The 17,188-nt window shown below is 53.6% G+C and carries 15 protein-coding genes and 1 pseudogene; 6 read left to right on the top strand and 10 right to left on the bottom strand.

The window, feature by feature from the left end:
- Positions 1-50: 50 nt before the first annotated feature.
- Positions 51-191 (top strand): annotated as a pseudogene (locus tag GFC06_RS23345) (hypothetical protein); the annotation flags it as partial.
- 85 nt (positions 192-276) lie between these two features.
- On the opposite strand, the gene GFC06_RS07985 reads toward GFC06_RS23345, so the two are convergent.
- Positions 277-2,448, bottom strand: a complete 2,172-nt coding sequence (locus GFC06_RS07985; protein ID WP_141875654.1) for a YgiQ family radical SAM protein — start codon at positions 2,446-2,448, stop codon at positions 277-279.
- Positions 2,449-2,647: 199 nt separating this feature from the next.
- Between GFC06_RS07985 and GFC06_RS07980 the strand changes: the two genes are divergently transcribed.
- Positions 2,648-4,123, top strand: a complete 1,476-nt coding sequence (locus GFC06_RS07980; protein WP_016157477.1) for a TrkH family potassium uptake protein — start codon at positions 2,648-2,650, stop codon at positions 4,121-4,123.
- Between the two features lie 16 nt (positions 4,124-4,139).
- On the opposite strand, the gene ftsP is transcribed toward GFC06_RS07980, so the two are convergent.
- From ftsP to GFC06_RS07960, 4 genes are all read right to left on the bottom strand, one after another.
- Positions 4,140-5,552, bottom strand: coding sequence for a cell division protein FtsP (ftsP, locus tag GFC06_RS07975; RefSeq protein WP_016154508.1), 1,413 nt, complete (start codon positions 5,550-5,552; stop codon positions 4,140-4,142).
- Between the two features lie 71 nt (positions 5,553-5,623).
- On the bottom strand, positions 5,624-6,361 hold the full coding sequence (gene plsC, locus GFC06_RS07970; RefSeq protein WP_016154509.1) for a 1-acylglycerol-3-phosphate O-acyltransferase: 738 nt from the start codon (positions 6,359-6,361) through the stop codon (positions 5,624-5,626).
- Between the two features lie 195 nt (positions 6,362-6,556).
- The gene (gene parC / locus GFC06_RS07965) at positions 6,557-8,815 is read right to left on the bottom strand and encodes a DNA topoisomerase IV subunit A (RefSeq protein WP_049283274.1); all 2,259 of its coding nucleotides are present in this window, start codon (positions 8,813-8,815) and stop codon (positions 6,557-6,559) included.
- Positions 8,816-8,933: 118 nt separating this feature from the next.
- Positions 8,934-9,329 (bottom strand): YgiW/YdeI family stress tolerance OB fold protein, encoded by a 396-nt coding sequence (locus GFC06_RS07960; protein WP_016154511.1) that lies wholly within the window; start codon positions 9,327-9,329, stop codon positions 8,934-8,936.
- A gap of 152 nt (positions 9,330-9,481) precedes the next feature.
- On the opposite strand from GFC06_RS07960, the gene qseB reads away from it, so the two are divergent.
- From qseB to GFC06_RS07940, 4 genes are all read left to right on the top strand, one after another.
- Entirely contained in the window at positions 9,482-10,141 is a 660-nt protein-coding gene (gene qseB, locus GFC06_RS07955) for a quorum sensing response regulator transcription factor QseB (RefSeq protein ID WP_153690003.1), read from the top strand.
- Positions 10,138-11,487 (top strand): quorum sensing histidine kinase QseC, encoded by a 1,350-nt coding sequence (gene qseC / locus GFC06_RS07950; protein WP_153690002.1) that lies wholly within the window; start codon positions 10,138-10,140, stop codon positions 11,485-11,487. The genes qseB and qseC overlap by 4 nt, the downstream gene beginning before the upstream one ends.
- Positions 11,488-11,596: 109 nt before the next feature.
- Positions 11,597-12,178 (top strand): NAD(P)H-dependent oxidoreductase, encoded by a 582-nt coding sequence (locus GFC06_RS07945; protein WP_019077693.1) that lies wholly within the window; start codon positions 11,597-11,599, stop codon positions 12,176-12,178.
- 30 nt (positions 12,179-12,208) lie between these two features.
- Entirely contained in the window at positions 12,209-12,523 is a 315-nt protein-coding gene (locus GFC06_RS07940) for a putative quinol monooxygenase (protein WP_016154515.1), read from the top strand.
- A 100-nt stretch (positions 12,524-12,623) separates the two neighbouring features.
- On the opposite strand, the gene parE is transcribed toward GFC06_RS07940, so the two are convergent.
- The 5 genes from parE to nudF are packed head-to-tail and all read right to left on the bottom strand — an operon-like array spanning position 12,624 to position 17,029.
- On the bottom strand, positions 12,624-14,516 hold the full coding sequence (parE, locus tag GFC06_RS07935; RefSeq protein ID WP_003024571.1) for a DNA topoisomerase IV subunit B: 1,893 nt from the start codon (positions 14,514-14,516) through the stop codon (positions 12,624-12,626).
- Positions 14,517-14,544: 28 nt separating this feature from the next.
- The gene (gene yqiA / locus GFC06_RS07930) at positions 14,545-15,126 is read right to left on the bottom strand and encodes an esterase YqiA (RefSeq protein ID WP_003024575.1); all 582 of its coding nucleotides are present in this window, start codon (positions 15,124-15,126) and stop codon (positions 14,545-14,547) included.
- The gene (gene cpdA, locus GFC06_RS07925) at positions 15,126-15,953 is read right to left on the bottom strand and encodes a 3',5'-cyclic-AMP phosphodiesterase (protein WP_016154517.1); all 828 of its coding nucleotides are present in this window, start codon (positions 15,951-15,953) and stop codon (positions 15,126-15,128) included. The genes yqiA and cpdA overlap by 1 nt, the downstream gene beginning before the upstream one ends.
- A gap of 24 nt (positions 15,954-15,977) precedes the next feature.
- Positions 15,978-16,400 (bottom strand): DUF1249 family protein, encoded by a 423-nt coding sequence (locus tag GFC06_RS07920; RefSeq protein ID WP_016154518.1) that lies wholly within the window; start codon positions 16,398-16,400, stop codon positions 15,978-15,980.
- Positions 16,397-17,029: an ADP-ribose diphosphatase gene (gene nudF, locus GFC06_RS07915; RefSeq protein ID WP_016154519.1), complete on the bottom strand. Its 633-nt coding sequence runs from the start codon at positions 17,027-17,029 to the stop codon at positions 16,397-16,399. The genes GFC06_RS07920 and nudF overlap by 4 nt, the downstream gene beginning before the upstream one ends.
- Positions 17,030-17,188 lie beyond the last annotated feature (159 nt).

Raw genomic sequence — 17,188 nt, 5'->3', positions numbered from 1 at the left:
CTCTCGTCGGGCCTTTACTGATTTGAATTTCGACGTAGACCACGTGCACAGATCTGCCCCACTGGAAGCCGATTGAATCGCAGCAGAACCAATTTTTCGAGCAGTATGAAGGATATTTGTCGTCACACGATCGTGAACGGGCGGATGATGCAAAACTGGCCGCATTAGCGGCCAGAATTCGTGAGGCATAATTACTGAGCACTTCTGCCAGATGGCACCTTATCCGGCCGACGGTCTTTCAGGCCCGGTAAACATTTCACTCCCGGGCATGACAGATTAGCGCCCTACTACTTTCCCACGTTTTTTGTTCGCGGCAGGCGTCTGGCGCTGATGCGCCACAGGCGTGTGCTTGGTCAACGCCGGACGAGTATGACGGTTCTGGCGACGCGCTTCGCGCATCTCTTCCAGCGTAGGCGCCGGAACCAGACATTCGCGACGACCACCGATCAGATGCTTTTTCCCCATATCTTCCAGCGCCTGGCGGATTAACGGCCAGTTGGCTGGGTCGTGGTAACGCAGCAGCGCTTTATGCAGACGACGCTGTTTATCACCTTTCGGCACCACCACGTCTTCACTCTTGTAACCAATTTTACCCAGCGGGTTTTTCCCGGTGTAATACATGGTTGTGGAGTTCGCCAATGGTGATGGATAGAAGTTCTGCACCTGATCCAGACGGAAACGACGTTGCTTCAGCCACAGCGCCAGATTCACCATATCCTCGTCACGCGTCCCAGGATGCGCAGAAATAAAGTACGGGATCAGGTACTGCTCTTTACCGGCCTGTTTAGAGTAGGTGTCGAATAATTCCTTAAAGCGATCGTAGCTGCCCATCCCCGGCTTCATCATCTTCGACAGCGGGCCTTCTTCAGTATGCTCTGGCGCAATCTTCAGATAGCCGCCCACGTGGTGGGTCGCCAGCTCTTTGATATAGCGCGGATCTTCAACCGCGATGTCATAGCGCACACCTGAAGCGATAAGGATCTTTTTAATGCCTTTCAAATCACGCGCACGGCGATAGAGGTTAATCGTCGGCTCGTGGTTAGTATCCATATGCGGACAGATATCCGGGTAGACGCATGACAAACGACGGCAGGTTTGCTCCGCACGCGGTGACTTACAGCGCAGCATATACATGTTCGCCGTTGGGCCGCCGAGATCGGAAATCACGCCGGTAAAGCCCGGAACGGTGTCGCGAATAGCTTCGATTTCATTGATGATCGAATCTTCAGAGCGGCTCTGGATGATGCGGCCTTCGTGCTCGGTGATCGAACAGAACGAGCAGCCACCAAAACAGCCACGCATAATATTGATCGAGAAACGGATCATCTCGTAGGCCGGAATGCGGCTGTCGCCATACGCCGGATGCGGCACGCGCTTGTACGGCAGCGCAAAGACGCTGTCCATTTCTTCGGTAGAGAGCGGAATGGCTGGCGGGTTGATCCAGATGTAGCGATCGCCATGCTTTTGCATCAGCGCACGCGCACAGCCTGGGTTGGTTTCGTGGTGCAGGATACGCGACGCATGTGCATACAGCACTTTATCGCCCTTCACTTTTTCGAAGGACGGCAGCAGCACGTAGGTTTTTTCCCACGGTTTCGGGCGCGGCGGCTGTACGGTTACCGCTTTCGCTTCCTGCTTTTTCGGTGCGACAGGTTTGTTGTCGGCACACGGCAAATCCTCGCCGTACGGATGCGGGATCGGGTCAATTTTGCCCGGCGTGTCGAGACGCGTGGAATCCACCCCACTCCAGCCCGGCAGCGCTTCTTTAACCATAATCGCGGTGTTACGCACGTCGCGGATCTGATCGATAGTTTCACCCATCGCCAGACGATGCGCCACTTCCACCAGCGGACGTTCGCCGTTACCGAACATCAGCATGTCGGCTTTTGAATCCACCAGCACGGAGCGACGAACGGTATCAGACCAGTAGTCGTAGTGCGCGGTACGGCGCAGGCTGGCCTCAATACCGCCGAGAATAACCGGCACATCTTTCCATGCTTCCTTACAGCGCTGGGTATAGACCAGCGTCGCGCGGTCCGGGCGTTTGCCCGCCACGTTGTCTGGCGTATAAGCATCGTCATGGCGCAGTCGGCGATCGGCGGTATAACGGTTGATCATCGAATCCATGTTGCCTGCGGTTACACCAAAGAACAGGTTCGGTTTACCCAAACGCATAAAATCGTCTTTGTTGTTCCACTCCGGCTGGGCGATAATCCCAACACGAAAGCCCTGCGCTTCCAGCATACGGCCGCAAATTGCCATGCCAAAGCTGGGATGATCGACGTATGCATCGCCGGTAACCAGAATGATGTCGCAGCTATCCCAGCCAAGTTGGTCCATTTCGTCGCGTGACATCGGCAAAAATGGTGCCGGGCCAAAACAGGCAGCCCAGTACTGCGGCCAGGAGAAAAGGTCTCTGTCCGGCTGGATCAGGGATATTGCGCTCATAGTGCTTCCAAAAATGGTAAAAAAATAATCAAAGGCCGGGGATTATACGCTGTATGTCGGCAAGAAATGAAGTGGAGTCTGAGTCAGACAAGTAGAAAGTGATTTAAATTGTTAAATTTTACGACGCTCATTTTTATCATTCATAATTAACACCATGCCGGCCAGCTGAGATAACTCTTTTTCGGCGGGGGATTTTTCATTGCGACTCAACGATTCACTGCATATTTCCCAGTTACGGGTAGTTGTTCACCTGTGCGGATTTCTGGTTCTTCTCTACAGCTTCTCCATGCTGCCGCCGATGACCATTGCTCTGTTAAATAAAGAGCGGAGCTTTTTCGCTTTTTTCAGCACATTTATGACGTTCTTTACCCTCGGCGGTGGAGCGTGGCTGGCAACCAAACATGCAGGAATTCAACTACGAACCCGGGATGGCTTCGTCATTATCGTCCTGTTCTGGCTGCTGTTTTCGTTTATCAGCGCCATGCCGATGTGGATGGACGATGGCTTAAATCTCTCCTTTGCCGATGCCCTGTTCGAAGGGGTTTCCGGGATAACCACCACTGGCGCTACGGTGATTGACGACGTCAGCGCCTTGCCGAAATCGTATCTGTACTATCGGGCTCAGCTCAATTTTATTGGCGGCCTGGGGGTTATTGTCCTTGCCGTGGCGGTATTACCCCTGCTGGGTATTGGTGGTATGAAGCTGTATCAGTCTGAAATGCCAGGTCCCTTTAAAGAAGAACGCCTCACGCCAAGGCTTGCTGATACCGCACGTACGCTGTGGCTGACTTACGTCATTCTCGGCCTTATTTGTACTCTGGCCTACTGGGTTGCCGGGATGTCGTTTTTCGATGCCTTATGCCACGGGCTGTCGACGGTCTCTCTCGGCGGATTTTCCACCCGTAGTGAGAGCATCGGCTTTTATAACAGCCACGCTATTGAGTTAGTCGCCGGACTGTTTTCACTGCTGTCTGCGTTTAACTTCACCCTCTGGTACGTAGCTATTGTGAAACGTACCTTTAAGCCCTTTCGTCGTAATGCCGAGCTGCGTTTCTTTCTGCTTATTGCGCTAGTTGTCACCTTGATCGCTACCTGGCAGGTCTGGCGGGCGGGTATGTACGGGATCACGGACAGCCTGGTGCATGCCTTTTTTCTGGCCAGCTCCATGCTGACAGATAATGGCCTGTCGACGGCGGATTATGCGCAGTGGCCTTCGCACACGATATTCATGCTGCTCAGCGCCAGTTTCTTCGGCGGTTGTGTCGGCTCGACCTGCGGGGGGATTAAGGTGCTGCGTTTTTTGATTATGTTCAAGCAATGCCGTCAGGAGTTACATCAGCTCGCGCATCCTCGCGCCCTGCTGAATATCAAAGTGGGCAATAACGTGGTAAGTGACCGAGTAGTGCGTTCGGTATGGAGCTTTTTCTTTCTCTACGTTTTATTTACCAGCTTTTTTATCTGGGCGCTCAATCTGATGGGCTACGATCTCTTCTCCTCTTTCGCCACCGTTGCCGCCTGCATCAATAACATGGGGCTGGGATTTGGCATCACCGCAACGACGTTTGGCACCTTAAACGAGGAGGCAAAACTTCTGATGTGCGCGGCCATGATCATGGGGCGTCTGGAGATTTACCCCATTCTGATCCTGTTCTCGCGCATGTTCTGGCGGGCGTAACGGAAACTCCGGCGCATTACGGCGCCGGGTTCACCAACATCTGTCCGATCGAACCACGATCCGCCATTTCCAGCGTCTGACTGTTAAAGTAGAACGGGAAATGAGCCCAGGAAGGTTGTCCGTAGTAGACCAGTAATTCAACCTGGCCGTCGACCCAGACGGTATCTTTCCAGCCCCGGTCTTCCGGGAACGGCATTGCGCCATTCACATTACGGATCAGGAACGAGACGCCTTCGATATGGAAAGACTGAGGCATATCCGCTCGTACCGTCCAGCGCTCCCAGGAGCCCTGCTGAGCGGTAATATCCATGCGGTTGACGTCCCACAGCTGACCGTTGATGCCGGGATCGTCATCCAGACTGATATCACGGCTGCGAATCGGTGAACCACTGAGGATTTCCGTTGGCAGCAGGCGCATTGGCAGACTGTCGGTCACCAGCGGCAGGAGACCCGTCGGGCGCAGCGTCAATACCAGCGTGGAGATGAGAATACTGGAAGGCTCAAAGAATCCGCGGATCCTGTCGACAATGCTGGCCGCCTCACCACAGGTGATAGAGACCTCATTTCCGTTAGTCATATCCACCAGGATCTCACGGCGCTCGCCAGGCGCCAGCGAGAGCTGCTTCACCGAAACGGGCGCAGGTAAAAAGCCCTGATCGCTGGAAATCACATGCAGCGCGCGGCCATCGCTCATTTGCAACTGGTAACGACGCGAGTTTGAAGCGTTCAGCAAACGCAAACGCACCCAGCCGCGAGAGACTTCGACATACGGGCTTTGCGCCCCGTTGACCAGCAGGGTATCACCGACAAAACCACCGCTGCCGGGTTCGCTGTACTCCGGCGTACCAAAGTTGTCCAGACGCTTGTCCTGGATAATGATCGGAAAATCATCCACGCCGTAGTGGTTGGGAATAGACAGTGATTTACTCACTTCATCTTCAATCAGCCACATCCCGGCAAGACCGTTATAAACCTGCTGGGCAGTACGATTTGGCGTATTGGCGTGATACCACAGCGTAGCGGCATTCTGACGAATCGGCAGCACAGGTGCCCAGTCTGCATTAGGGGACATCATGCGCGCCGGGCCGCCCATCAGCGGGCCTGGCACCTGTAATCCGGCGACAGTCATCGAGACATTTTCAGTCAGACGGTTGCTGTAGATAAGCTTGACGTCATCCCCTTTCCAGACGCGGATCGTCGGTCCCAGGTAGCGACCGTTAATCCCCCAGACAGGTGCGCGCGTGCCTTGCGTGAAGGACCAGTGGGCGCGTTGCAGCGTCATAAATAACGGCTGCCCCCGACGGGACTCCAGCAGCGGAGGTACGGGTAACGGTTGTTGCTGACCGGCAGCATTAGCCTTCAGCGGAACAGCACCTGCACACAGTGCGATCCCCGATGCCTGAATGAACTGACGCCGACTGAATGACATATAAACTCCATGAAAAACTGGCGATTAACACGCAGGAAATCTTTTCCTGTAACAAACCCGAATTGCGCGGATTAAACCTTACCAGCGGCTTCCCGCTCAGCAACTTCTTTATCGAGTTCTGCGATTTTTTGTTCCATCAGCGTACGGCAATGCGCTGCCAGTTCACGAACCTGATCTTTCCCAAAATGGCTAATATCTACCGGTGGCAACATCTCTACAATCGCCAGACCATTATTGAGTCGGTTGAGTTTTATCTTGTTCGAGGTAGTTGAAACGCACACCGGAATAACCGGGACACCCGCCGCAATCGCCGCATGAAACGCGCCGGTTTTAAACGGTAGCAGACCGCGACCACGGCTGCGCGTTCCTTCCGGGAACATCCAGATAGAAATACGACGTTTTTTGAAATGATTCACCACCGCCGCAATGGTGCTGTGCGCTTTGGTACGGTTGTTTCTGTCAATCAGCAGGTTGCCGGTTAACCAGTACAGCAGTCCGAAGAATGGGATCCACAACAGGCTTTTTTTACCTACCGTCACCGTCGGCGGCTGAACGATATTCGCAGCGGTAACCATGTCATAGTTGTTCTGATGATTACAAATATAGATAGCATTACCATAGTTCTGCGCGTCTGCCGGCATGCGGCACTCAACCTTCAGGCCATAAAGGGGAGCCAGGCGGCCAAACATATGACCGAACGTTGCGACGTGTTTTGGATTTCGTGGGCTGAACAGACAGTATATGCAACCGAAAATACAGACCAGAACGCAGTAAATAACAGTAATGATTAAACGAAAAATATATAGCATAACAACCTCTGAGGCCTAAGAGCCTGGCATTTTACGTCACCTGATTCATCACGCAGTATCAGGTTAGGGCTTTGTTAAGGGCGGCTCTCTGGAAAAGCGTATTGTTAATCGCAACGCACGAATAAACAACGGTTTCACGGGAATTTTTAACGTTGGCTCTCCCCGGGCTAAAACAGGGAGAGCCGGACGGTAGCGTTATTCTTCGCTGTCGCCGTGACTGGCGCGTCGAGGCGAGTCAATGTCAATGCGATCGATACGCTGCAGACCACGCATTAGCGTACCGCGACGGCCACGCTCGCCGGTCACTTTCTGCAACTCTTCAGGACGCAGTTTAATTTTGCGCTTACCGACGTGGATAGTCAGCGTGCTTTGTGGCGGCAGCACGTAGAGCTGCGCCAGGCCATCTTCACCTTTTGCCGCTTCCGCTGAAGGGATATTGATAATCTTGTTCCCTTTGCCTTTTGACAATTGCGGCAAATCGCTTACCGGGAACATCAACATGCGACCGGCCTGGGTGATTGCCAGCAGCATATCGGTTTCATCTTCAATCACAACCGGCGGCATAACGCGCGCATTTTCTGGCAGTGTAATCAATGCTTTACCAGCACGGTTACGAGCTACCAGGTCGTTGAAGGTGCAGACAAAACCGTAACCCGCATCGGATGCCATCAGCAGTTTCTGATCGTCGCCTTCCATCAGCATGTGCTCAACCGTCGCGCCCGGCGGCAGCGTGAGCTTCCCGGTCAGCGGTTCACCCTGTCCACGCGCCGACGGCAGCGTAATCGGGTCGATGGCGTAGCTGCGTCCGGTCGAGTCCACGAACACCACCGGCTGGTTGCTCTTACCCTTCACCGCAGACTTAAAGCTGTCGCCCGCTTTATAGCTTAATCCCGGCGCATCAATGTCGTGGCCTTTCGCGCTACGCACCCAACCACTCTGGGACAGCACAATGGTCACTGGCTCTGACGGCAGCATGTCGTGCTCGCTCATCGCCTTCGCTTCTTCACGTTCCTGCAGCGGAGAGCGGCGTTCGTCGCCATAGGCCTCGGCATCAGCCTGCAGCTCTTTCTTCAGCAGGTTGCTCATTTTACGCTCGGAAGCCAGAATGCCTTGCAGCTGATCGCGCTCTTTCGCCAGCTCATCCTGCTCGCCGCGAATTTTCATCTCTTCGAGTTTGGCAAGGTGGCGCAATTTCAGCTCAAGAATGGCTTCAGCCTGGGTTTCGGAAATGCCAAACCGCGACATCAGCTCGGGCTTAGGTTCATCCTCATGACGAATAATTTCGATCACTTCGTCAATGTTGAGGAACGCCACCAGCAAACCTTCAAGGATATGCAGGCGTTTAAGCACTTTTTCCAGACGATAGTTCAGGCGACGACGTACGGTATCGCGGCGGAACGCCAGCCATTCGGTGAGGATCTCCAGCAGATTTTTCACCGCCGGACGACCATCAAGACCGATCATATTCAGATTGATGCGGTAGCTTTTTTCCAGATCGGTGGTGGCAAACAGGTGGTTCATCACCTGCTCCATATCCACACGATTGGAGCGCGGGACAATCACCAGACGGGTCGGGTTTTCGTGATCCGATTCGTCGCGCAGGTCGTCTACCATCGGCAGCTTTTTATTGCGCATTTGAGCGGCGATCTGCTCCAGCACTTTTGCCCCGGAAACCTGATGCGGCAGTGCGGAAATCACCACCGCGCCGTCTTCTTTCGTCCATACCGCGCGCATACGTACGGAGCCGCGTCCGTTTTCGTAAATCTTACGAATCTCCGCCCGCGAGGTAATAATCTCCGCTTCGGTCGGGTAATCCGGCCCCTGCACGATGTCCAGCAACTGATCCAGCGTTGTTTTCGGTTGCTCAATCAGGGTAATCGCCGCTTTCGCCACTTCACGCAGGTTATGCGGCGGAATGTCCGTCGCCATACCAACGGCAATACCGGTCGTGCCGTTCAACAGAATATTTGGCAGACGCGCAGGCAGCATCTTCGGCTCCTGCATGGTGCCGTCGAAGTTTGGCACCCAGTCCGACGTTCCCTGGCCAAGTTCACCCAGCAGAACTTCCGCATATTTAGACAGGCGGGATTCGGTATAACGCATCGCCGCGAAGGATTTCGGATCGTCCGGCGCCCCCCAGTTCCCCTGCCCGTCAACCAGCGGATAGCGGTAAGAGAAAGGCTGCGCCATCAGCACCATCGCTTCATAACAAGCGCTGTCGCCGTGTGGGTGGTATTTACCCAGTACGTCACCGACGGTACGGGCGGATTTTTTAAATTTGGCGCTGGCATTCAGCCCCAGTTCGGACATCGCGTACACGATGCGACGCTGAACGGGTTTCAAACCATCGCCAATAAACGGCAACGCCCTGTCCATGATGACGTACATGGAGTAGTTCAGATAGGCGGTTTCCGTGAATTCATGCAGCGCCAGGCGCTCTGCCATATCGCTCATTAATCGTGGTTCCTCAACTTTGTACCCCTCTATTGAAGGGCAATATTGCCGCAGATACTACCCTATCTGGCGTGTTGAGTCACAAAGAAAAGGGCCACGAGTGCGGCCCTGATGGGGATTATTTGGCAACTTTGGTAATCTGTTTCACGTCGATTTCAACGGAGTTCCAGTCTTTATCCACTTCCCCCTGGATTTCAACCACATCCTGCGGTGTGACGGTTACGCCGTTCCAGCGCTTGTGGTCGATATCCACATTCACTGTGCCGGTCGCATCTTTAAACACATACAGGTCGTCGGAAATACGCTCAACGATGTTCCCGCGCAGGGTAACCCAAGTGTCATCACGCAGTGATTTGGCGCTTTCTACCGTCGCGCTGCTACCATTCGGGCCGACAAATCCGCCATTTTGGCTTTGCGTGGTGGTTGTCGGTCCAGAGAAACCGCCCTGCTGCGCTGCCAGAACAGGTGCGGAACACAGTGCCATTACGGCAACCATTGCAGCTAATTTTTTCATCGTCATGTCTCCCTTTCATTTTGGTTTACGACTATTAAATAAGTTAATCCTTAACAAGTTCTTAAGGCAAAAAAAGATACTTTTTTTGCTGTACAGAGGCTGTAGTCACAAGGTTTACTGACGCTAATGAGAGCGGCTGCAGGGAAGAACATATGCGTATTTTACTGATCGAAGATGACACATTGATCGGCGACGGCCTGAAAACAGGTCTGAGTAAAATGGGTTTCAGCATCGACTGGTTTACCGAGGGTCGCCAGGGGAAAGAAGCGCTCTACAGCGCCCCTTATGATGCGGTGATCCTCGACCTGACGCTGCCAGGCATCGACGGACGGGACATCTTGCGCGAATGGCGAGCCAACGGGAAGCAGGAGCCAGTGCTGATTCTGACCGCTCGCGACGCGCTGGCGGAACGCGTTGAGGGTCTGCGTCTCGGCGCGGATGACTATCTGTGCAAACCCTTTGCGCTGATCGAAGTTGCCGCCAGGCTGGAGGCGCTGGTGCGCCGTGCCAGCGGCCAGGCGAGCAACATATTGCGCCATGGTCAGGTGACGCTCGATCCCGGCGCGCTGGTTGCCACGTCGGCAGATGAGCCTTTGTCTCTCAAACCCAAAGAGTTCGCTCTACTGGAGCTGCTGATGCGCAATAAGGGTCGCGTCCTGCCCCGCAAACTGATTGAAGAAAAACTGTATACCTGGGACGAAAACGTCTCCAGCAATACGATTGAGGTACACGTCCATCACTTACGCCGTAAGCTCGGCAGCGACTTTATCCGTACCGTGCATGGCATTGGCTACACCCTGGGTGACGCATGAAACTCACACAACGCCTCAGCCTGCGCATCAGGCTAACGCTTATTTTTCTGATTCTGGCATCGGCAACCTGGGCCGTTTCGAGCTTTGTAGCCTGGAAGCAGACCACCGACCATGTCGATGAGCTGTTTGATACCCAACTGATGCTGTTCGCCAAGCGGCTCAGCACGCTGGATATCAGCGACGTCACCACCTCAAGCAATATGGCTCGCACGCCGAAGAAGCTCAAGCACGGCCATATTGATGACGACGCGCTGACGTTTGCCATCTTCACCATCGACGGCAAAATGGTATTGCACGATGGCGACAACGGCCAGGACATTCCCTACAGCTACACCCGCGAAGGCTTTACCGATGGCCAACTCAAGGGGGACAACGACGCATGGCGTTTTCTGTGGCTGAATTCCGCTGACGGCAAATACCGCATTGTGGTAGGCCAGGAGTGGGAGTATCGAGAGGATATGGCGCTGTCGATCGTCACCGCCCAGTTAACACCGTGGTTGATTGCGCTGCCGCTGATGTTGCTAATCCTGGTGGTCATGATTAGCCGTGAACTCAGGCCGCTAAAAAAACTGGCGCAGGCTCTGCGCTGGCGCTCACCGGAATCGGAGGAGCCGCTCGACCCGAAAGGTGTGCCAAGCGAAGTACGCCCGTTGGTTGAATCGCTCAATCAGTTGTTTACCCGCACCCATTCCATGATGGTCCGCGAACGGCGCTTCACTTCTGATGCTGCCCACGAGCTGCGCAGCCCGTTGACCGCGCTGAAAGTACAAACTGAAGTGGTGCAACTGTCAGACGACGACCCGCAAACGCGGGAAAAAGCGCTGGTACAGTTGCATGCGGGAATTGAACGCGCCACCCGACTGGTCGATCAGTTACTGACGCTTTCACGCCTCGACTCCCTCGACAATCTTCAGGATGTGGCGAAAATCTCGCTGGAGGAGCTTTTGCAATCCGCGGTGATGGATATCTACCATTCGGCCCAGCAGGCGCATATCGACGTGCGTTTGCAGATTAACGCGCACAACATCATGCGCACTGGACAGCCGCTGTTGCTGAGCCTGATGGTACGAAATCTGCTGGATAATGCGATCCGCTACAGCCCGCGGGGTAGCATTGTGGAAGTGACGCTCAACGCCCGGAATTTTAGCGTCAAGGATAATGGTCCTGGCGTTGCGCCAGAGGTCCTTATGCACATCGGGGAACGCTTTTATCGTCCACCGGGACAAAGCGTGACCGGCAGCGGTCTCGGCCTATCGATTGTCCGCCGTATCGCAATATTGCATGGAATGTCAGCCTCGTTTGGCAACGCTCCGCAAGGTGGCTTTGAAGCGAAGGTCAGTTGGTAATTGCGTTATTATTGCTCAAATAGCAAAAGACTTTGCACATTTTGCTAATTTCACCGCGTCGCTGGTAGGGGTAAAATCGTCTTCAAACGTATTTCCCTAAGGACACAAAATGAGCAACATTCTGATTATCAATGGTGCGAAAAAATTCGCCCACTCCAACGGTCAGTTAAACGACACCCTGACCGAGGTCGCGGATGGCCTTCTGCGCGACCTCGGGCATGATGTTAAAATCGTGCGCGCCGACAGCGACTATGACATTCCTGATGAAGTACAGAACTTCGTCTGGGCCGATGTGGTTATCTGGCAAATGCCTGGCTGGTGGATGGGTGCGCCGTGGACCGTGAAAAAATACATTGATGACGTGTTTACCGAAGGTCACGGTACGCTGTACGCCAGCGATGGTCGCACGCGTTCAGATGCGTCTAAAAAATACGGCTCCGGTGGGCTGATTCAGGGCAAAAAATACATGCTGTCACTGACCTGGAACGCACCGATGGAAGCTTTTACTGAAAAAGATCAGTTCTTCCATGGCGTTGGCGTTGATGGCGTTTATCTCCCGTTCCATAAAGCAAACCAGTTCCTGGGAATGGAAGCGCTGCCGACCTTTATCACCAATGACGTGATTAAAATGCCGGACGTCCCGCGTTATATCGCAGAATATCGCAAGCATCTGAACGAAATTTTTGGTTAACTGGTAACCTGGAATTAGAAGGAGTTAACCATGCTTACCGTTATTGCAGAAATCCGTACACGTCCAGGTCAACATCACCGCCAGGCGGTACTGGATCAATTCGCTAAAATCGTTCCAACCGTATTGAAAGAAGAAGGCTGCCACGGCTACGCGCCGATGGTCGATCATGCTGCTGGCGTCAGTTTTCAGACCACAGCCCCGGACTCAATCGTGATGGTTGAACAGTGGGAAAGCATTGCGCATCTTGAAGCGCATTTGCAGACACCGCATATGAAAGCCTATAGCGAAGCCGTGAAAGGCGACGTGCTGGACATGAGTATTCGTATTCTGGAGTCTGGCATTTAAGATTGTCGATTTGCCGGATAACGCCATAAACAGACGTATCCGGCTTATATTGCAATCCTCAGGCCTGGTAAGCCCAGCGCCACCAGGCATTCACGGTCAATTACCCTTCGAGATCCGCCAGGTCGCCTTTCTCCTGCAACCAGTTACGGCGATCTTCAGAACGCTTCTTGGCCAGCAGCATATCCATCATTGCGTTGGTACGCTGATCGTCTTCGTCATCGATGATGAGCTGCACCAGGCGGCGGGTATTCGGATCCAGCGTGGTTTCACGCAGCTGCATTGGGTTCATTTCACCCAGACCTTTAAAGCGCTGCACGTTCGGCTTGCCTTTCTTGCGCTTTAACTGCTCCAGCACGCCCGCTTTCTCTTCTTCCGTCAGCGCGTAATACACCTCTTTACCGAGGTCGATACGGTATAACGGCGGCAGCGCCACATAGACGTGACCGTGTTTCACCAGCGTACGGAAGTGTTTCACAAACAGCGCGCACAGCAGCGTGGCGATGTGCAAACCATCGGAGTCCGCATCCGCCAGAATACAGATCTTACCGTAGCGCAGCTGGCTCAGATCATCACTGTCCGGATCGATGCCGATCGCCACCGAAATATCGTGAACTTCCTGCGAGGCCAACACTTCATCGGAAGAGACTTCCCAGGTGTTGAGGATCTTACCTTTCAGCGGCATGATCGCCTGATATTCACGATCGCGCGCCTGTTTAGCCGATCCGCCCGCCGAGTCACCTTCGACGAGGAACAGTTCGGTGCGATTAAGATCCTGTGCGGTACAGTCCGCCAGTTTCCCCGGCAACGCCGGACCGCTGGTCAACTTTTTACGCACCACTTTTTTCGCCGCCCGCAGACGACGCTGGGCGCTGGAAATCGCCATCTCAGCCAGCAGTTCGGCTGATTGCACGTTCTGGTTCAGCCACAGGCTGAAAGCATCTTTCACCACGCCAGAGACGAATGCCGCGCACTGCCGCGAAGAGAGGCGCTCTTTGGTTTGTCCGGCAAACTGCGGATCCTGCATTTTTACTGACAGCACGTAAGCACAGCGATCCCAGATATCTTCCGCCGACAGCTTCACACCGCGCGGCAGAATATTGCGGTATTCACAGAACTCGCGCATTGCATCCAGCAAACCCTGGCGCAGGCCGTTAACGTGCGTACCGCCCTGCATGGTTGGGATCAGGTTCACATAGCTTTCAGTCAGCAGCTCGCCGCCTTCCGGCAGCCAGAGCAGCGCCCAGTCCACGGTTTCTGTTTCACCGCTGAAATTACCGATAAACGGTTTTTCCGGCAGCGTCGGCAGGCCATTTACCGCTTCGCTCAGATAGTCATTCAGGCCATCCTGGTAGCACCAGCGCTGTTCACTGTTATTGACCTCATCCTTAAAGGTGATCTCAACGCCTGGGCACAGCACAGCTTTGGCTTTCAGTACGTGCGTTAAGCGCGAAACGGAAAAACGCGGGCTGTCAAAGAAGCTTTCATCCGGCCAGAAGTGCACGCTGGTTCCGGTATTGCGTTTACCGCAGGTACCGACAACCTGTAAATCTTGCACCTTATCGCCGTTCTCAAACGCGATGTTGTACACCTGCCCGTCGCGGCGCACATTCACTTCCACACGCTTCGACAGGGCGTTGACCACGGAGATCCCCACCCCATGTAAACCACCAGAGAACTGATAGTTTTTGTTGGAGAACTTACCGCCTGCGTGCAGACGACAGAGGATCAGCTCTACCGCCGGAACGCCCTCTTCAGGGTGAATGTCTACCGGCATGCCGCGGCCATCATCAATAACTTCCAGAGACTGGTCGGCATGTAAAATCACGTCCACGCGTTTTGCGTGGCCCGCCAGTGCTTCATCCACACTGTTATCAATCACTTCCTGTCCAAGATGGTTCGGACGGGTTGTATCGGTGTACATCCCCGGGCGACGGCGTACCGGCTCAAGCCCAGTGAGTACCTCAATGGCATCAGCGTTATAAGTTTGCGTCATGGTTTAAATAAGCAATTCGAATTGATCGTCAGAAACTGTGCAGTCCAAGGAAATCGACAATCGGGTTGAAATAATCTTCGAAGCCCGTGAATGCGTGGTTTCCGCCCTCAATAACTGTCTGGCGGCAGGAGGCGTAATACGCCACCGCCTGGCGGTAGTCCAACACTTCATCGCCCGTTTGTTGAAGCAGCCAGATCAAATCCGGCGCTTCCAGCGGGTCAATCTGCATGACTTTAAGATCGTAAATATGGCGTGACTCTAGCACATATTGCTGCCCCGTGTAGGGGTTCTCGTTTTGACCGAGATAGTCGACCAGCAGTTCATAAGGTCGGACAGCAGGGTTCACCACCACCGCGGGCAGCATAAAACATTGCGACAGCCAGGTGGCGTAATAGCCTCCTAGTGAGGAACCGACAATTCCCAGCGACTCTCCGCCATGTTCAAGAATGATCGATTCCAGCATCTCTGCGGCTTGGGCCGGATACGGTGGCAGTTGGGGTACGATCATCTCAACGTGCGGATGATGCTCCGCCAGCCAGTTTTTCAGCAAACATGCCTTCGCCGAACGAGGAGAACTATTAAATCCGTGAAGATAAAGAAGCGTAGACATCAGTAGCCTTCTGAAGCGGTATCAGGGTGGAACCGATTACCCTGCAGACGGCGTACCTGAGTCTGCAACGTCCCGTCAGCAAAAAGCTCCAGCGTCCGCCAGCCGGGGCTGATGGTATCTAACGTGAAGTTGGAACAGTGTGGCTTAAACTGCACACAGGTCGACGGCGTCGCCAGCAGGCGGCGTCCGTTCCAGTCCAAATCCAGTTCCTGATGAATATGCCCACACAACAAATACTTGGCACGAGGATAATTCACCAGCACGTTATCCAGCTCTGCGGCATTACGCAGGCTATGCTGATCGAGCCAGCTACAGCCTGCCGGCAGAGGATGATGATGCAGAAGCAGCAAAGTATTGCGCTCAGGCGCATCGGCAAGTTTACGTTCCAGCCATTCGAGTTGAAATTCGCTTAATTCACCGTGGGGAACGCCGAACACCTGGCTGTCCAGCAACAGGATTTGCCACTGTTCACCAATAAAGACGCGTTTAGCGGGTGATATCCCCGCGTCCTGTAGCGCGCTGTACATTGCCGGCTGAAAATCGTGATTGCCCGGTAGCCAAACGCAGGGCGCACGAAAGCTTGCGATGCCCTCAGCAAAATGCTGATAGGCCGCAGCGGATTGATCCTGCGCCAAATCACCAGTCGCGACGATCAGATCGTATTCAGGCGACTCTGCATGTATTGCATCCAGTACGGATTGATAGCTGTCCCAGGTGTTTACACCCAGCAGCGTTTCATGCTTTTCGGCAAACAGGTGAGTGTCTGTAATTTGTAAGATCCTGACTCTGGCCTCACCAGCCAAAGGAAGGGTTAACAGGCTTTCCAAATGGTGTCCTTAGGTTTCACGACGCTAATAAACCGGAATCGCCATCGCTCCATGTGCTAAACAGTACCGTAACCAGTCGGCCAGAAACTGATTAATTTGATGCTTTTCGTCGCGTTGATGCAACTTTTTATTTGGATAATCATACCGCGCTTTGAAGCGAAAGATCTGCTGACTCGAACACACTTCGGCCACCCTCGCGTCATGATACAGGCGGACTGTCAATGACGGCAGGCTCCAGTAAGTGACCGCGGGTGCCGTTTGTTCGATCGCGACAAGCGTAGTGTATCGGGTCGATTCAACGATCGTTAACCGATATTGTGCGTTTGCGACCTGATAGCTCACTGTTTCATCGGCTGCGTCATTACGCGGCAGCAGACGGCGCAATTGCGAATAGTTGGTTTCGCACAGGCGCATCATTTCAGGGAAGTCAGGTGTGTAACGCTTCATTTTTTCCACTCAGTTTTTAACTCTTGATAGTGCAGCTGTAACCATTGCAAGGCGATGACAGAAGCCGCGTTGTCGATTTTCCCCTCTTCAACCCATTGATAAGCCTGCTCCCGGCTCACCACATGAACACGAATATCTTCGTTTTCATCAGCCAGACCGTGGATCCCGCTCGCGGTCGTGGCGTCCACTTCGCCAACTAAAATAGACAGGCGCTCACTGGTGCCGCCAGGGCTTGCCAGATAGCTCAGAACGGGCTTGGTACGTTTAACTTCCAGCCCAGCCTCCTCCATCGCTTCACGACGAGCCACATCCTCAACGGTTTCGCCCTCTTCAATCATTCCGGCCACCATTTCCAGGAGCCACGGGCTTTCGCTGGTATCAAACGCTGCGATACGGATCTGCTCGACCAGAACAACTTCGTCCCGCTCAGGGTCAAAGGGTAGCAAGACTGCCGCGTGTCCGCGCTCAAAAATTTCGCGCTTTACCTCACCGCTCATACCACCGTTAAACAGGCGATGGCGGAACCGATAAAGATCCAGTGAAAAAAAACCGCGGTATAGCGTTTCTCGTGCAATAATTTCTACATCATTTTTAGTGAAAGTCATTGGCAAGTTGTCTGGTTTACGCATTGTGCTGTCCTGAAACCAATAGTGATTAAAATGTGAATTTCAAGGTCGTTTGACTGATGTTTGAACGCCCTTGTGTTAAATTGATGCAAATTAACGCCGTATGGCACGTAACGCCAACTTTTTGAAGTGGCGGATTCTGCTAGAATCAGCAAATATTTT

It is taken from the genome of Citrobacter braakii (assembly GCF_009648935.1).
Classification (GTDB): Bacteria; Pseudomonadota; Gammaproteobacteria; order Enterobacterales; family Enterobacteriaceae; genus Citrobacter; species Citrobacter braakii.
Note: the sequence above shows the minus strand (reverse complement) of the source record. Positions and strands in the feature narration are given on the sequence as shown.